Genomic DNA, 13,921 nt, shown 5'->3' with positions numbered 1-13,921 from the left:
AGTCCCGGTGGCGGTTTCGCGGGCCGCTACCATGGCGGACATGACGTCCTCGGTCGAACTCGGCATGCCCTCGGTGGGTGGCTCGGTCCTCCTGGCCGATCCTCGCGGCTACTGCGCGGGGGTGGACCGTGCCGTGATCACGGTCGAGAAGGCACTCGACCTGTACGGCGCCCCGGTCTACGTGCGCAAGCAGATCGTGCACAACAAGCACGTGGTGCACAACCTCGCCGCCCGCGGCGCGATCTTCGTCGAGGAGCTCGACGAAGTCCCCGCCGGCTCCACCGTGGTCTTCTCGGCGCACGGCGTGTCGCCGGCCGTCCACGCGCAGGCCGCCGAGCGCGATCTCAAGACCATCGACGCCACGTGCCCTCTGGTCACCAAGGTCCACCACGAGGCGAAGCGCTTCGCCAAGGAGGACTACCGGATCCTGCTGATCGGCCACGCCGGTCACGAGGAGGTCGAGGGCACCGCGGGCGAGGCTCCCGAGCACATCACGCTGGTGGAGCACCCCGATGACGTCGATGCCCTGGAGTTCGAGGAGGGCACCCGGCTGTCGTGGCTCTCGCAGACCACGCTGAGCGTCGACGAGACGATGGAGACGGTGCGCCGCCTGCGCGAGAAGTTCCCGCAGCTGGAGGATCCGCCGAGTGACGACATCTGCTATGCGACGCAGAACCGTCAGGTGGCCGTCAAGGAGATCGCCAAGGACGCCGAGCTGGTGATCGTGGTGGGCTCGGCCAATTCGTCGAACTCGGTACGTCTGGTCGAGGTCGCCCTCGAGGGCGGGGCTCACGCGGCCTATCGGATCGACGACATCAGCGAGATCGACGACGCCTGGCTCGAGGGTGTCAGCACCGTCGGCGTCACGTCCGGCGCGTCGGTGCCCGATGATCTCGTGCAGGACGTGCTGGCCTATCTCGCCGAGCGGGGGATCGGCGATGCCCGGGCCATCCGCACGGCCGAGGAATCGCTGATGTTCGCCCTCCCGCCGGAGCTGCGTCGCGACCTCAAGGCCGCCGGCCAGAGCTGACCGTCCCGATCAGGACGTCGTGTCCTTCTCCGCGTCGTCGTCCTCGGTGTACTGGCGCTGACGCTCTCGTTGCCCGTGGGTCAGCCGGCGCAGGTCCGTCTGCGAGTCGAAGCTCGATCCCAGGCCGCCGGCCACGACGCCCATCGCGGCGCTCAGCCAGGCGATGTCGAGGTAGTTGATGAAGCTCGCCTCCGTGTCGAGGACCATGCTCATGAACTCGGGGTCGATGACGACGAGGCTGGTCAGGAGGATCAGCACCACGAGCGTGGCGTAGAGGACGAGGACGCACAGGAACAGGGTCGCGATCGTCGACAGGTTGTAGAGCAGGACGACGGTCGAGAGACGCTCCTTGACGGGTGTGTCCCAGAGCCGGTTGCTGACGATGAGCCAGAAGACCATCGCGGTCATGGCCAGGAGCCCGATGAACAGCAGCCGCGTGGTCGACAGGTAGTTCGACATCTGCCAGATCGAGTTGTAGAAGATGCCGAAGGCCCCGGTGGCCGAGGCCGCCGCCAGCGCGCTGGAGAGTCGCGGCGCGGTGCGCCAGGGGTCATTGGCCATCGTCATGCCCAGCACGATCCGCAGGCCGCCTAGCCCCCGGCTGGATACGAGCTCGCGGTGGCCAGCGTCGTCGAGTGGCTCCTTCCAGGTGCTCCAGCGCAGGGAGTGGGCGTTCAGGTCGACGTCGTCATCGACCGGCATGAGTCGCTGCGCGCAGGCCATGAAGACGGTGAGGATGCGTCGTTTGGTGGTGACGGCACCCAGCGTCGGACAGGAGATGACGCCGACCTTCTCCTCGGGGAAGATCTCGGCGATCAGTGGTCTCTTGTCGCGGTGCCGGGGGATCTCGGTGAGCAGCAGGACCACGTCGATGTGGTCGTAGCTCTCGGCGATGCGGTGCGCGACCCCGATGTCGAGAGTGTTGTCGGGGCGGATGCGGATGACCTCGGTCTGCGTGTACAGGGAGACCGGAGGGCTGAAGGTGGTCTCCAGCTGCGTCTGCAGATCGTCCTTGATCGAGTTGACGCGACGACTGGGCAGTCCGGGGTCCGCGACGACCAGGACGTTGACACCCCGCGCGGGATCGCCGGTCATGCATCATCTCCTCGGTAGTGGATGGCGAAAGCTGGCTTCCAGCCTTCCAGGAGGAGCGGAGGTCCACCACCGGAGCGCGTCCGGAGGTCAGCGACTCGGGGCAGGGCTGTTGACGATCCGTGCCACGATGACCCCCAGGGCCAGCGCGTGTCCGATCAGCAGAGGCACGCCGAAGGCGATCGTGCCCGACAGCGCACGGCCCAGGATGCCGACATCGTCGGGTGTCCCATCGAGGACGAGCGCGGAGCCGAAGAAGGCCGACACCAGCAGCATCGCCGCCGCGAAGAGCACCGGTGGGGCGACGCCGGCGGCGAACAGCGCATCGGGGCGGACGGCGAGCGGGAGTGTCGCCACGACCAGGACGAAGCCGAGGGAGAACGGGAGCCCGAGCCGATGGTCGAGCAGGTCGAGCGAGATGATGACGGTGAGGGCGATGACGGCCAGCACGACGGCCTGCCGGGCGGTCAGATCGTGACCCGCCAGGGTGCGAGGTGCGCGCAGCAGCGCCGAGGCCATGGTCATGACGTTAACCGATCAGTGAGCTCCGAGGCCGTCATCTGACGGGGTGTCGTGTCGATGAGTCGCGGCGGGTCGAGCGGCGTGTCGCTCACCTGGAGGTCCTGGAGGCGCCGGGCGCTGACCAGGACGCGCGACTCGACCGAGGCGATGGCGTCGTTATAGGAGCGGACCGCTTTGTCGAGCGCGCCGCCGACGCGGTCGAGATGGCCGGCGACGGTACCGAGCCGCTCGTACAGCTCGCGTGCGGCACGGTGGATGTCCCGGGCGTTGTCGGCGAGCTGTTCCTGGGTCCAGGCGAAGGCCACGGTGCGCAGCAGTGCGACGAGGGTGGTGGGGGTGGAGATGATGACGTGCTTGGCCGCGGCGTACTCCAGCAGCGCCGCATCGGCTTCGAGGGCCGCCGACAGGAAGGACTCGCCGGGAACGAAGAGCACGACGAACTCGGGAGCGTGGTCGAACTGGCGCCAGTAGGTCTTGGCGGCGAGCTGGTCGACATGGGTGCGCACTTGTCGTGCGTGGCGTCGCAGGTGAGCAGCGGCCTCGTCGTCGTCCTCGGCCTGTGCGACATCGAGGTAGGCGTCGAGCGGGACCTTGGCGTCGACGACCACCGACTTGCCGCCGGCCAGGTGGACGAGCATGTCGGGCCGCAGCCGACCGTCGTCACCCTCGGTGCTCACCTGGAGGTCGAAATCGCAGCGCTCGACCATGCCGGCGAGCTCGGCCGTGCGTCGCAGGTGCATCTCGCCCCAGCGTCCGCGTACCTGCGGACGACGCAGCGCGGTGGAGAGGGAGGCGGTCTCGCGACGCAGCTGCTCGCTGGTGAAGCGCACGGAGTCGACCTGCTCGCGTAGCTGTGCCTGCCAGGCCGTGCCGTGGGACTCCAGATCGCGAAGCCGTGAGTCGAAGCGCTCGATGCTCCGGGCGACGGGTTCCATCGCCAGGCGGGTGGCATCGGCATCCACGGGCGCCGGCGCGGGAGCCCGGCGAGAGGCCGTGAGCTGGCCCGCGAAGAAGCCGAGGCCGAGGGCCAGGAGAGCGACGATCAGCAGGGGGAAGGCGTCCATGCCTCCACTGTGACCTCACCCACCGACAAAACCGCGCATGTCACCCGCCGCACCCGGTGGCGGTAGGCCATCAACGCTACGCGTGCGGTGGCGGTAGGCGATCAACGTTAAACGTCGTCGATTCGGTTGATGGCGTACCTCGACCGACCGACGTGTGGCTGGTTCGGTTGATGGTCCACCGCCACAAGGCGGTGAGGAGGGACGGGCCTCAGCGTCCGGAGCCGCCGGCGACCTCGTAGGACCAGAGCTCGCTCTGGGTGCCGACCGGCTTCGTGGCCTCGCCGCCCTCGCGCTCGCTCTCCGAGCGATGCCCGTGGCCGAACGCGGCCGAGTTCATCCAGGCCTGGAACGACTCCTCGTCGCGCCAACGGGTGACGACGAGCCACTGCTCGCGGTCGTCGGTGGGCTTGAGGAGCTCGAAGCCTTCGAAGCCTTCCTGTCCGTCGACGGCACCGGCACGCTTGGCGAAGCGGTGGGCGAGCTCGTCGCCGCTCTCCTTGGGCACAGTGATGGCATTGATCTTGATGACGCTCATGACGCCATCCTCGCACCCCCGTTCCCGGGCGGTGAGTATGCGTCCTTTCCCCGCAGCCGGCGGTGCGACAGCGTCCGTTTGGTTGATTCACACGGACGGACAGTCACCGGTGGCCCGGCCGGTGGGCGAGGAGGACGAGATCGTCATCGGACTCCTCGTACTCGACGTCCAGGTCGGCGTCTTCGCCGATGCGGAGGGCCTCTGTGCGCTGTTCGGGGGCGATCAGGGTGACGAAAAGACCGCCTGGCGTGAGCCAGGACGCGGTCTCCTGGGCGACCGCTCGCCAGGGGTCGAGACCGTCCGGCCCGCCGTCGACCGAGACCTCGGGCTCGTGCGCGCGGAAGTCGGCGTGGATCCGGTGGAGTTGCCCGGTCGGCACGTGGGGCAGATAGGCCACCGCGAGGTCGACGCGACCGCGCCAGGAGGACGGCAGAGGCGACCACCAGGACCCCTCGGCCACCTCGAATCCGTAACGGCGTGCCGTCCGCCGAGCGGACGACATGGCTACGGGGTCGACTTCGGTGCCGATGATGTGGGCGGCGAGCCGGGTCGCGAGGATCGCCGCGAGTGTGCCGGCACCACAGCCGAGGTCGACGACAATGCGAGCATCGGGACGGCGTGCCGCAGCGATCTCGGCGATGGCGGTGGCTCGCGCGCGCGGCACGAAGACCCCGGGTCCGAGATCGACCCGCACATCACCGATAGCGGCGAAGCCGAGGACCTGCTCCAATGGGCTCCCCTCGATGCGCCGCGCGACCGCTGTCTCCAGCGCCTCGCCGCTGAAGGCCGTCCGTAAGGCGTCGGCCTCGTCCTCGGCGAAGACGCAGCCTGCGGCGCGTAGACGCTCCACCAGCTCATCCGTCACCCTCGTAGGGTACGAGCCATGGACGCGACGATCAGGACCGAACGCCTCGTGCTGCGCCGGATGGATCTCGATGACACCGACTTCCTCTTCGATCTGTTCTCGCGTCCGGAGGTGGCACGGTGGAGCGGGGTGGGGAAGCCGATGACCGAGCGTGCGCAGGCCGTCGAGCGCATCGAGGCGCAACCCGGTCGCGCTGGTGATCATCCCGCCTGCGGGGTCTTCGGAGTCGAGGTCGGCGAGGAGCTCGTGGGTATGGCGTTGCTCGTGCCGCTGCCGTCGAGCGGGGGAGGTGCGCGTGACGATGTCGAGATCGGCTGGCACTTCCATCCCGATGCGTGGGGCCACGGGTACGCGACGGAGGCCGCTCGTGCGCTCGTCGCCCGCGGCTTCTCGGCGGGATTCGAGGAGCTGTACGCGGTCACCGATCCGGACAACGAGCGTTCGCAGGCGGTCTGCCGACGCCTCGGCATGACCGACCTCGGGCTCCGCGACGACTGGTACGACACCATGACCCGGGCGTTCGTGCTCGCCGCGGCATCCGGGCGGGGGAGCGACCAGTAGGCTAGTGCCCCGTGGCACTCACCATCGGCATCGTCGGGCTCCCCAACGCGGGCAAGTCGACCCTCTTCAACGCTCTGACCAAGAACGACGTCCTCGCGGCGAACTACCCGTTCGCGACGATCGAGCCCAATGTGGGCGTGGTCGGCGTCCCGGACTCGCGGCTGGAGAAGCTCGCCGAGATCTTCGGTTCCGCCAAGATCCTGCCCGCTACCGTGCAGTTCGTCGACATCGCCGGCATCGTGCGCGGCGCCTCCGAGGGCGAGGGGATGGGGAACGCGTTCCTGTCCCACATCCGCGAGTCCGATGCCATCTGCCAGGTGACCCGCGTGTTCCGCGACGAGGACGTCACGCATGTGGACGGCGAGGTCAATCCGTCCAGCGATATCGGCACGATCTCGACCGAGCTGATCCTCGCCGATCTGCAGACGGTCGAGAAGGCGATCACGCGCCTCGAGAAGGAGTCGCGCAAGGACAAGTCCCTCGTGGCGCAGCTCGATGAGGCCCGTAAGGCTCAGGAGGTCCTCGAGGCCGGCAATGGCGTCTTCTCGGCCGGACTCGACTTGGAACTGCTGCGCGACCTGCACCTGATGACCGCCAAGCGGTTCCTCTATGTCTTCAACTGCGATGCCGACGAGCTCGCCGATGAGGACCTGAAGGCCAAGATGCGCGACATCGTCGCCCCGGCCGAGGCGATCTTCCTCGACGCGCTCGCCGAGTCCGAGCTCGCGGGTCTCGGCGACGACGAGGAGGCCGAGGAGATGCGTGCCGAGCTGCTCGCCGAGATGGGCGTGACCGAGCCCGGCCTCGACGCCCTCGCGCGCGTCGGCTTCGACACCCTCGGACTGCAGACCTATCTGACCGCCGGGCCCAAGGAGGCTCGTGCCTGGACCATTCGCAAGGGCGCGACCGCTCCCGAGGCGGCCGGTGTGATCCACACCGACTTCCAGCGCGGCTTCATCAAGGCCGAGATCGTGTCCTTCGAGGACCTCGTCGAGGCGGGCTCGATGAACGCGGCGAAGGCCGCCGGCAAGGTCCGCATGGAGGGCAAGGACTACATCATGTCCGACGGCGACGTGGTGGAGTTCCGGTTTAACGTGTAGAAACTGTCAAAAATACCTACTGACCTGCGAGGACAGCGTAAGGTCTTAAGGCTGCGATATGTGAGTCACGTGCCTGTCTGACATTTGCTTTGGTCTTGGTCTTGGTCTCGGTCTCGGTCTCGCGTCTGGGTATCCGCATTCGGCGTCGCGGCAAGCGCGCAAGCCGGTTGGACCCGGTGCAAAAGTTTAGGGCCTATTATGTTATGCGGCGCGTTGCTGGCGAATTGATCGATCGGCGAGCCGTGCGACGGCGATGAGGTATGCCACGAGCCGAACGTAACGGGCAGCTCGCGACAGTTGGTCCCCGTGCGCTCGCGGTAGCGGATTGCGTCGATGACTTTACGAGAGTGCGTGCGGGGCCCTCCGCGGCGAGGCGCGTCCTGTGGCAGCGGGAGCGGCCGCACGAGTGGTTCGCGCCGCTGGTGCTGCCGTCCTCGACATCGGGTATGCCGCGGGCGAGCATGATGGCGTTGAGTCGGATGACGCTCTCGGGGCAGCGATGGGTGCTTGGCTGATAGGGGCGTCCGTCGCCTGTAGAGGTCGCGGTCGTCTGGCCGCAGGCCATCCTGATGCACCAGATGTAAGTGGTAGATCTGTCGCCGCTGTACAGGATTGCGAAGTGCTGTTCCTTCCGCTTGTCGCTCAGACTGTCGGTCCCGTCGGGAAGACTTTCGTCATGACGAAGGGGCCCGCAATTGAAATCGAAGAGGGCGCAGATTCGCGATGTAGGGGAGCTACTTGAGCGAGGGCGATTCAGGCGCGACCGCAGAGAGGGTGCGAACATGACAGGCAAGAAGAGCACGGCGAAGCTCCATCACTATGTGCCGCAGGGGTACCTTCGGGGCTTCGCGACGGGCCAGGAGCGCATCAGGGTCGTGCCCCTCGACCGCTCCCGGCTGCCATACACGCCGAACGTGAAGAATGTGGCTGCGCAGAACCACTTCCACACGGTCGGTGAGTTCGAGGAGCCGGATGCGTTCGAGAAGGTGCTGAGCGAGGTCGAGGGTCAGGCCCTAGGCATCATCAGGGGCTTCGCCAACGGCGAGTTCCCTCCCTCCGAAGAAGACAGGTTGGCTTTCGCCCACTACACGGCGTTGCAGAGCGTGCGCGGGCCGGACACAAGGAGGACGACCGAGCACCTCCGCGCGACCATGGTCCGGCTGGAAGTGGGTGCCGGTGGTCGCAAAAACGTCGGAGCCTGGATTCGTGACAATCTCGGATTCGACCCGACGCCGGAGCAAGAGGATCGAATCTGGGACGAGGCCACCCAGACCGGTGGGCCGCCGATCGGATTCTCCAACCTGGCTCACATCCAGAACGCAGTCGAGACTGCGATCGAGCTGACGCCCTACCTTGCGACTCGCCCCTGGGCACTCGTTCGCTTCGACCGACGCTCCCTTATCACATCGGATGCTCCGGTCAGTCTGGTGCGCCGACCGGACGACGAGCCGTGGGAGGGAGTAGGTTTCGCGACGGCATGGGGCGTCACGTTCCCGCTCACGCGCAAGTTGGGGCTGCTCATGAGCGATCCCATGGCAATGTTGGAGGGTATCGGAGCGGACGATCCGCGTGTCCAGCAGCTTCGCGAGATGGTGCTTGCCGGCCGGATCGACCGAATCCAGTCCGGGACCACAGCAATGGAGAAACTGTTCAACCTGCATACCGCGGAGTCGGCCAGGGAGTACGTCTTTCACCACCCCGAGGACGAGCGGTACGTCCCTGCCGATCTGCACGAACCAGACCTGGTCAACATCAAACCGATGGGAGGACTCGTCGACATGGACTTCGACGGTGAGCCACTGTTCGCGCCGCATGGGCAACGAGGGCCAGGCATGACGTTCGGAAGCGGCACGGGCTGATACCCGCCGCAGTCGCACCGCCCACGAACAGACTGCCCTACGTGCGGGCATGTGGTGGAGTGGAGGTTCGCGCTCTAACGTCTGCCGACAGCCGAGATGTCAGTGGTCCGAGGCGATGACTTGCCAGGCTGTCCTCGTCGTTGGATGGTGGCTGTGGACCGCGTCTGCTACATTGGTATCAATCGACCCCCTCCTAAGCCTCTCGTAGAAGCTCAAATGGGAGGGGCCTCTTTCTTCCGGGGTACCGCATGAAGCCATCGTTGTCCCGGGATGATCAGGTGGCCCTCATGATCAGCCGGGGCCTGGCCGTCCCCGATGCCACCGAGTGCGCCCGGTTCCTCGCAGCGGCGAACTACTACCGGTTCTCCGGCTACGCCCGGTACTTCCAGAAGGCTCCTCACCTCGGCGACGACGGCTTCCGGCCGGGCTGCACGTTCGAGGAGATCCGTGCCGTCTACGACGCCGACGAGGCGCTGCGCACCGCGCTCGTCCGGCCACTGGCCCGCGTCGAGCTCATGCTCCGATCGCACACCGCCCGGGTCATCGCCGACGAGCACGGGCCGTACGGCCGGTACCTCGAGGCCGACTTCTACACCGACGTCGGTGATCGCGAGCCGACCGTCGAGTCGTGCCTGCGCGACATCGAGCGCAGCCGGGACCGCCACATCCTGCGCTACCGGGGCGCTGGCGGCGACAGCGCTGACTTCAGCGAACTGCCGGTGTGGTCGGCGGTCGAGGCCTGGTCGTTCGGCACGCTGTCTAAGGCGATCGAGCGAGGAGCCGGCGGCACGCTGGCCGACTCCGTTGCCACGAGCATCGGCGTCGCCAAGGCAGGCTTCGCCTATCGGGTGAAGGCCCTGGTCTACCTGCGCAACCGGTGCGCCCACCACAGCCGGCTGTGGCACCACTCCGTCATCGACGCCGGCCCGACGCCGAACAACGTGAGGAAGAAGGCGAAGAGAGAGGCCGGGCAGTTCGAGCCTCGGTCTGTGCTCGACGTCATCGCCTCCCTCGACGACATGACCGCCCGCGGCGGTGTCGCCGGCCCTCTGCTCCCGAAGCTCGCGGCCGAGCACGACCGGGCCTCGGAGTTCATGCAGGGCCTGGCCAAGCCGCAGAGTCCTCGCGACCACGCATGACACGCCGAGATGATCTGCTGAAGCGCTCGTGCGCGAATCATGTGTCATGCTGAAGTTGCTGTCCCTGCCGAATCCGCGGCTCTGGACGCGGATTCAGGAGGTCCACGATGATTCCACTCTCACCCGCCGAGGCGCTCGGCAGTCACGCATCCGGGGTCCGCGATGTGCTCGTCGAGGTCGTTCGCTCTGTGCACGGCAGGTTTGCCGAGGCACACCTGGTGTCGGAGTCGCGGTACGCGATTGACTTCGGCAGCCAGTGGCGCGATCTGCTCGCCGATGCCAACGAGGCACTGGTTGACCGGGGCTTCCAGTCGCACAAGCTTCGGCCGGCCGGATACAAGCTCCCCGTCGTCAATGACTGCTTGATCTACGTCTGGCGCATCCCGGACTCCGCTGACCCCGGTGACTTCGCGTCGAGTCCGACGAAGAAGAACGGCTTCTCTGCTCAGCCGCCCGACCCCACCTTGTTCGATCCCGTCATCGGAGACGAGCCAGTCGAGCCGGAGCAGCCCGGGCTCGAGCGCGTGGTGCGAGCCGCCGGTGAGGTGATGCCGGTGGTGCTCGTTATCGTCCACTCCTCTCCCCGGCAGCTGCAGTCGATCGAATGGGCCGTCGCTGAGCTCGACGAGACGACCGGCAAGGTCAAGCGCCACGGCCAGGAAGCCATGTGGGAGCCGGAGCTCGTCGAGGCCGACGCGGCATCGGCTGGCGAGTCGTTCGACAGCGGCACCCCGGTGCCGCCTGGTATCGAGCCGCGAGAGCAGGAAGGCATAGACCCGGATGCGTGATGACACTCCGAGCCTGTTCGACGTCTCGGGCTCTGGGCAGACGCACGGACGCTTCGAGCCGGCGCGGCTGACCCAGGCCCGCGTCCGCCGCTCTGTGACCAAGACCGATCTGGCCGCTGAGGTGGGCGTCTCCGCCGCCGCAATCGGTCAGTACGAGGCCGGCGTCAACTCACCGCGCCCCGATGTCCTCGACCGCCTGGCAAAGGCGCTCGACGTCCGTCCTGGATTCTTCGGCGTCGGACGCCCCCTGGCGCGCATCGACATGGTCAACGCTCACTTCCGGAGTCTGCGGACGGCCAAGGTGAGCGACCGTCAGAAGGCGTTGGCCACGGTCGCGCTGGTGTGGGAGCTGACGTTCGCGCTCGAACGGCACGTGAAGCTCCCTGAGGTCGACCTCCCTGAGGTCCATCCCGGCACCGCTCCCGCAGAAGCGGCCGCTCTGCTGCGCCGTCACTGGGGTCTGCCCGATGGTCCGGTCAAGCACCTGGTCGCCACGGCCGAGTCCCGAGGCATTGTGGTCGCCGTGCGACCTCTCGCCGAGATCGACACCGTCGATGCCTTCTCCGTCGTCATCGTCGACCGACCGATCATCATCACGACCCCGCGTCGGACTGAGAACGTGTTCAAGCATCGGTTCTCGATCGCGCACGAGGTCGGGCACCTGCTGCTGCATGCCGATACCGGCGAGCACAGTGCTGCCATCGAGAAGGAAGCGGACGAGTTCGCCGCGGCCTTCCTCACTCCGGCTGCGTCCATGGACGCAGCCCTACCGCAGCGGCTCGATCTCGCTGTCCTCGACCGCCTCGGCAGGACATGGGGGGTCTCACCGACCTCCCTGATCCGTCGGATGGTCGAGCGCGGGCGCACCACCGAGTCCTCGGCACGGCGTGCCTACCAGCGGCTGTCGGCTGTCTACGACTCCAAGGCCGACCCGACCAGCGCCTATCCGGGCGAGGTGCCAACGCTGCTGAGGAAGGCCGCTGACCTCGCCGGTGACCACGGCGCGCCCGTGCCGGCGCTTGCCGAAGCGTTGAAGATCAGCCCCTACCTGGTGCGCGACCTGCTGGGCGATGCCGACGAGCGCCCAGTGCTCCGCCTCGTCGGCAGTGACTGACCCTCCGGTCCCGCCGGATGGGGGCTGACTTGCCCAGGCCCGACTTTGCCTCTCATCACCAACCAACGAAGGACCTTCATCGATGGCCTATCCCACCCTTGCGCTCCACCTGCTCATCTCGGCACCGGGAGACGTGCCCGTCCAGGACATGGCGACCATCCGCAAGACGATCAGCCAGTGGAACCTCAACCTCGGCCGCGTCGTCGGCCTCACCGTGCTGCCCGTGTCCTGGACCGAGCACGCGGTCGCCGAGTTCGGGGACCGCCCTCAGGCCATCCTCAACGACCAGATCGTTGAGGAGGCGGACTTCGCTGTCGCTCTCTTCTACGATCGCCTGGGCACTCCGACCGGTGAGGCAGATTCGGGTACGGCCGAAGAGATCAAGGTCCTCGTCGAGGCTGGCAAGTCGGTGGCGGTACTGGTGAATACGTCCGCCAGACCGCCTCTCGGTGGTTCAGCCCTTGAAGAGCGGAAGCGCCTGACCGAGTACCTGACTGACCTGCGTAAGACCGCCCTCGTCTTCGAGTATGCCAACGAGGGCGACCTCATTAGCCACCTCAACAACTTCCTGAGCAGGGCTACTGCGCAGTTCCAACAGTCCGTCGAAGCCTCTAAGGATGAGGAACCGGCAGGGCTGGACCCCTCGGAAGGCGTGTGGCCGCGAGCCGAGGTTCGCGAGAGCGTGAAGACGGACAACAAGGGTCGGCTGAAGACCCAGCGGCACTGGTCGCTCGTGCTTCACAACACCTCGCGGGGACCGGCGTCCGACGTGGACTTCCAGTTCCTGGACCTGCCGGAGAATGCGATGTTCCGCGTGCATCGCGAGGAGGGTCCGCTCGGAACCATCCCGCCAGGTCAGGAAGCACGGTTCCCTCTGCTGCTCGCCATGGGGTCGCCAGACGCAGTCGATTGCGTGGTCACGTGGACCGACGCCTCGGGAAACGCCAGGGAGACGAGGGCAACAGTCCGAACCTGACGTTCCTAACCGACGGCGACGTGGTGGAGTTCCGGTTTAACGTCTAGCGTTAATGACGGACTCCGTTATACACTGGTCTCGTGATCAGGTCGTTCGGCAGCAAGGAGACCGAGCGGCTGTGGCGTCGTGAACGCGTGCGCTCGATCGATCCGAGGATCCATCGTGTCGCGTTGCGCAAGCTTCGTCAGGTGGGATCTGCGGAGGTGCTCGAGGATCTCCGGATCCCGCCTGGGAACCGGCTCGAAGCGCTCAAGGGCGACCGGGCTGGCCAGCACAGCATCAGGATCAACGACCAGTGGCGGATCTGTTTCGTATGGGCAGACGCCGGACCGGAGGAGGTGGAGATCGTTGACTACCACTGACAGGATCGAGCCGATCCACCCTGGTGAGGTCCTCATGGAGGACTTCATCGAGGGCTTCGGCATCACGCAGAACAAGCTCGCCGTCTCGATCGGGGTTCCGCCCCGGCGGATCAACGAGATCGTGCACGGAAAGCGGGGGATCTCAGCCGACACCGCGCTGCGTCTCGCGAAGTACTTCGGGACCTCGGCGGAGTTCTGGATCAACCTGCAGAGCCACTACGAGCTGGATCGCGCGGAGGACCTCGCGGGCGAGCAGATCACAGCGATCAGGCCTCTTCAGTCGGCATGAGCGGCGCGGACTCGACGCTCGTCGGTTCCGAGGGCTCTCGGCTGATCATCATCCGTGGCAACTCCGGCAGCGGGAAGTCGGGCCTGGCCAAAGCCATCCGGGCCGCTCGGCCACGGGGCATCGCGATCGTCGGGCACGACGTGCTGCGTCGCGAGATCCTTCACGTCCGTGATCATCCGGAAGCTCTGAGCGTCCCCTACATGGAACTGTCCGCGCGATTCGCGCTCGAGCATGGTCTTCACGTGGTCATCGAGGGCATTCTGCACTCCGAGATCTACGGCGAGATGCTCGTGCGTCTGCGGTCCGATCATCGCGGTGTGACTCGCTCCTACTGCTACGAACTCGCACTGGATGAGACGTTGCGGCGGCATCGCACCAAGGCTCTGGCCGAGGAGGTATCGGTCGACACAGTGGCCTCCTGGTATCGCAACGCTGACCGCGTGCGTGGACTCGACGAGGTTGTTCTCGACGAGGCAGTCAGTGCCCGTGAGGCACTGGAGCGGGTTCTCGCGGACGTCGGGTGGAGTGCGCCCGCTGCCGCTGAGGCGGCATCGTCCAGTTTCTTGTGATGGTCTTCGGTGCCGGAACTCGGTTGAATTTCGGTTCAATGTCTAGGTTCCAGTGG

17 protein-coding genes are annotated in these 13,921 nt (G+C 66.7%); 11 read left to right on the top strand and 6 right to left on the bottom strand.

Going from position 1 to position 13,921, the window contains the following annotated elements; translation table 11 throughout:
• Nucleotides 1-40: 40 nt before the first annotated feature.
• A complete protein-coding gene (locus JL108_RS16615) occupies nt 41-1,030 on the top strand; it encodes a 4-hydroxy-3-methylbut-2-enyl diphosphate reductase (RefSeq protein WP_143914212.1) in 990 nt (329 codons plus the stop codon).
• 9 nt (nt 1,031-1,039) lie between these two features.
• Here JL108_RS16615 and JL108_RS16610 read toward each other — a convergent pair whose 3' ends face one another.
• From JL108_RS16610 to JL108_RS16590, 5 genes are all read right to left on the bottom strand, one after another.
• Complete coding sequence (locus tag JL108_RS16610; protein WP_143914213.1) at nt 1,040-2,125, bottom strand: hypothetical protein; 1,086 nt, start codon at nt 2,123-2,125, stop codon at nt 1,040-1,042.
• A gap of 87 nt (nt 2,126-2,212) precedes the next feature.
• Nucleotides 2,213-2,647, bottom strand: a complete 435-nt coding sequence (locus tag JL108_RS16605; protein ID WP_205199269.1) for a DUF6542 domain-containing protein — start codon at nt 2,645-2,647, stop codon at nt 2,213-2,215.
• On the bottom strand, nt 2,644-3,708 hold the full coding sequence (locus JL108_RS16600) for a DNA recombination protein RmuC (protein WP_205199268.1): 1,065 nt from the start codon (nt 3,706-3,708) through the stop codon (nt 2,644-2,646). Before JL108_RS16600 ends, JL108_RS16605 begins: the two co-directional genes overlap by 4 nt.
• A 208-nt stretch (nt 3,709-3,916) precedes the next feature.
• Nucleotides 3,917-4,243, bottom strand: a complete 327-nt coding sequence (locus JL108_RS16595; RefSeq protein ID WP_143914216.1) for an antibiotic biosynthesis monooxygenase — start codon at nt 4,241-4,243, stop codon at nt 3,917-3,919.
• A 103-nt stretch (nt 4,244-4,346) separates the two neighbouring features.
• Complete coding sequence (locus JL108_RS16590; RefSeq protein WP_205199267.1) at nt 4,347-5,108, bottom strand: methyltransferase domain-containing protein; 762 nt, start codon at nt 5,106-5,108, stop codon at nt 4,347-4,349.
• A gap of 18 nt (nt 5,109-5,126) precedes the next feature.
• Here JL108_RS16590 and JL108_RS16585 point away from each other — a divergent pair, with 18 nt between their 5' ends.
• Together JL108_RS16585 and ychF are read left to right on the top strand one after the other, a co-directional pair.
• Nucleotides 5,127-5,669, top strand: coding sequence for a GNAT family N-acetyltransferase (locus JL108_RS16585; RefSeq protein ID WP_205199266.1), 543 nt, complete (start codon nt 5,127-5,129; stop codon nt 5,667-5,669).
• Nucleotides 5,670-5,680: 11 nt separating this feature from the next.
• On the top strand, nt 5,681-6,769 hold the full coding sequence (ychF, locus tag JL108_RS16580; RefSeq protein WP_205199265.1) for a redox-regulated ATPase YchF: 1,089 nt from the start codon (nt 5,681-5,683) through the stop codon (nt 6,767-6,769).
• Between the two features lie 65 nt (nt 6,770-6,834).
• Here the strand turns inward: ychF and JL108_RS20630 are convergent, their stop codons facing one another.
• On the bottom strand, nt 6,835-7,173 hold the full coding sequence (locus JL108_RS20630; RefSeq protein WP_374190855.1) for a transposase: 339 nt from the start codon (nt 7,171-7,173) through the stop codon (nt 6,835-6,837).
• A 378-nt stretch (nt 7,174-7,551) separates the two neighbouring features.
• Between JL108_RS20630 and JL108_RS16575 the strand changes: the two genes are divergently transcribed.
• The 8 genes from JL108_RS16575 (at nt 7,552) to JL108_RS16540 (ending at nt 13,865) form a co-directional block, all read left to right on the top strand.
• On the top strand, nt 7,552-8,628 hold the full coding sequence (locus JL108_RS16575) for a DUF4238 domain-containing protein (protein ID WP_205199264.1): 1,077 nt from the start codon (nt 7,552-7,554) through the stop codon (nt 8,626-8,628).
• A 287-nt stretch (nt 8,629-8,915) separates the two neighbouring features.
• A complete protein-coding gene (locus tag JL108_RS16570; protein ID WP_205199263.1) occupies nt 8,916-9,767 on the top strand; it encodes an Abi family protein in 852 nt (283 codons plus the stop codon).
• Between the two features lie 164 nt (nt 9,768-9,931).
• Nucleotides 9,932-10,555: a hypothetical protein gene (locus JL108_RS16565; protein ID WP_307837300.1), complete on the top strand. Its 624-nt coding sequence runs from the start codon at nt 9,932-9,934 to the stop codon at nt 10,553-10,555.
• A complete protein-coding gene (locus tag JL108_RS16560) occupies nt 10,548-11,669 on the top strand; it encodes an ImmA/IrrE family metallo-endopeptidase (protein ID WP_205199261.1) in 1,122 nt (373 codons plus the stop codon). The genes JL108_RS16565 and JL108_RS16560 overlap by 8 nt, the downstream gene beginning before the upstream one ends.
• An 82-nt stretch (nt 11,670-11,751) precedes the next feature.
• Nucleotides 11,752-12,645, top strand: coding sequence for a hypothetical protein (locus tag JL108_RS16555; protein WP_205199260.1), 894 nt, complete (start codon nt 11,752-11,754; stop codon nt 12,643-12,645).
• Nucleotides 12,646-12,725: 80 nt separating this feature from the next.
• The gene (locus JL108_RS16550) at nt 12,726-13,007 is read left to right on the top strand and encodes a type II toxin-antitoxin system RelE/ParE family toxin (protein ID WP_205199259.1); all 282 of its coding nucleotides are present in this window, start codon (nt 12,726-12,728) and stop codon (nt 13,005-13,007) included.
• Nucleotides 12,994-13,296, top strand: coding sequence for a HigA family addiction module antitoxin (locus JL108_RS16545; RefSeq protein WP_275888704.1), 303 nt, complete (start codon nt 12,994-12,996; stop codon nt 13,294-13,296). Before JL108_RS16550 ends, JL108_RS16545 begins: the two co-directional genes overlap by 14 nt.
• Nucleotides 13,293-13,865: a kinase gene (locus JL108_RS16540; RefSeq protein ID WP_205199258.1), complete on the top strand. Its 573-nt coding sequence runs from the start codon at nt 13,293-13,295 to the stop codon at nt 13,863-13,865. The genes JL108_RS16545 and JL108_RS16540 overlap by 4 nt, the downstream gene beginning before the upstream one ends.
• Nucleotides 13,866-13,921: the final 56 nt, after the last annotated feature.

Source organism: Aeromicrobium sp. YIM 150415 (genome assembly GCF_016918125.1).
Lineage (GTDB): Bacteria > Actinomycetota > Actinomycetes > Propionibacteriales > Nocardioidaceae > Aeromicrobium > Aeromicrobium piscarium.
The sequence above is the reverse complement of the archived record's forward strand: the minus strand, read 5'-3'. Positions and strand labels throughout refer to the sequence as shown.

Bases quoted from the DNA above. Each gene is read 5' to 3' on its own strand.
- JL108_RS16615 (WP_143914212.1), top strand. From the start codon at position 41: ATGACGTCCTCGGTCGAACTCGGCATGCCCTCGGTGGGTGGCTCGGTC.
- JL108_RS16610 (WP_143914213.1), bottom strand. From the start codon at position 2,125: ATGACCGGCGATCCCGCGCGGGGTGTCAACGTCCTGGTCGTCGCGGAC.
- JL108_RS16605 (WP_205199269.1), bottom strand. From the start codon at position 2,647: ATGACCATGGCCTCGGCGCTGCTGCGCGCACCTCGCACCCTGGCGGGT.
- JL108_RS16600 (WP_205199268.1), bottom strand. From the start codon at position 3,708: ATGGACGCCTTCCCCCTGCTGATCGTCGCTCTCCTGGCCCTCGGCCTC.
- JL108_RS16595 (WP_143914216.1), bottom strand. From the start codon at position 4,243: ATGAGCGTCATCAAGATCAATGCCATCACTGTGCCCAAGGAGAGCGGC.
- JL108_RS16585 (WP_205199266.1), top strand. From the start codon at position 5,127: ATGGACGCGACGATCAGGACCGAACGCCTCGTGCTGCGCCGGATGGAT.
- JL108_RS16575 (WP_205199264.1), top strand. From the start codon at position 7,552: ATGACAGGCAAGAAGAGCACGGCGAAGCTCCATCACTATGTGCCGCAG.
- JL108_RS16570 (WP_205199263.1), top strand. From the start codon at position 8,916: ATGATCAGCCGGGGCCTGGCCGTCCCCGATGCCACCGAGTGCGCCCGG.
- JL108_RS16560 (WP_205199261.1), top strand. From the start codon at position 10,548: ATGCGTGATGACACTCCGAGCCTGTTCGACGTCTCGGGCTCTGGGCAG.
- JL108_RS16555 (WP_205199260.1), top strand. From the start codon at position 11,752: ATGGCCTATCCCACCCTTGCGCTCCACCTGCTCATCTCGGCACCGGGA.
- JL108_RS16540 (WP_205199258.1), top strand. From the start codon at position 13,293: ATGAGCGGCGCGGACTCGACGCTCGTCGGTTCCGAGGGCTCTCGGCTG.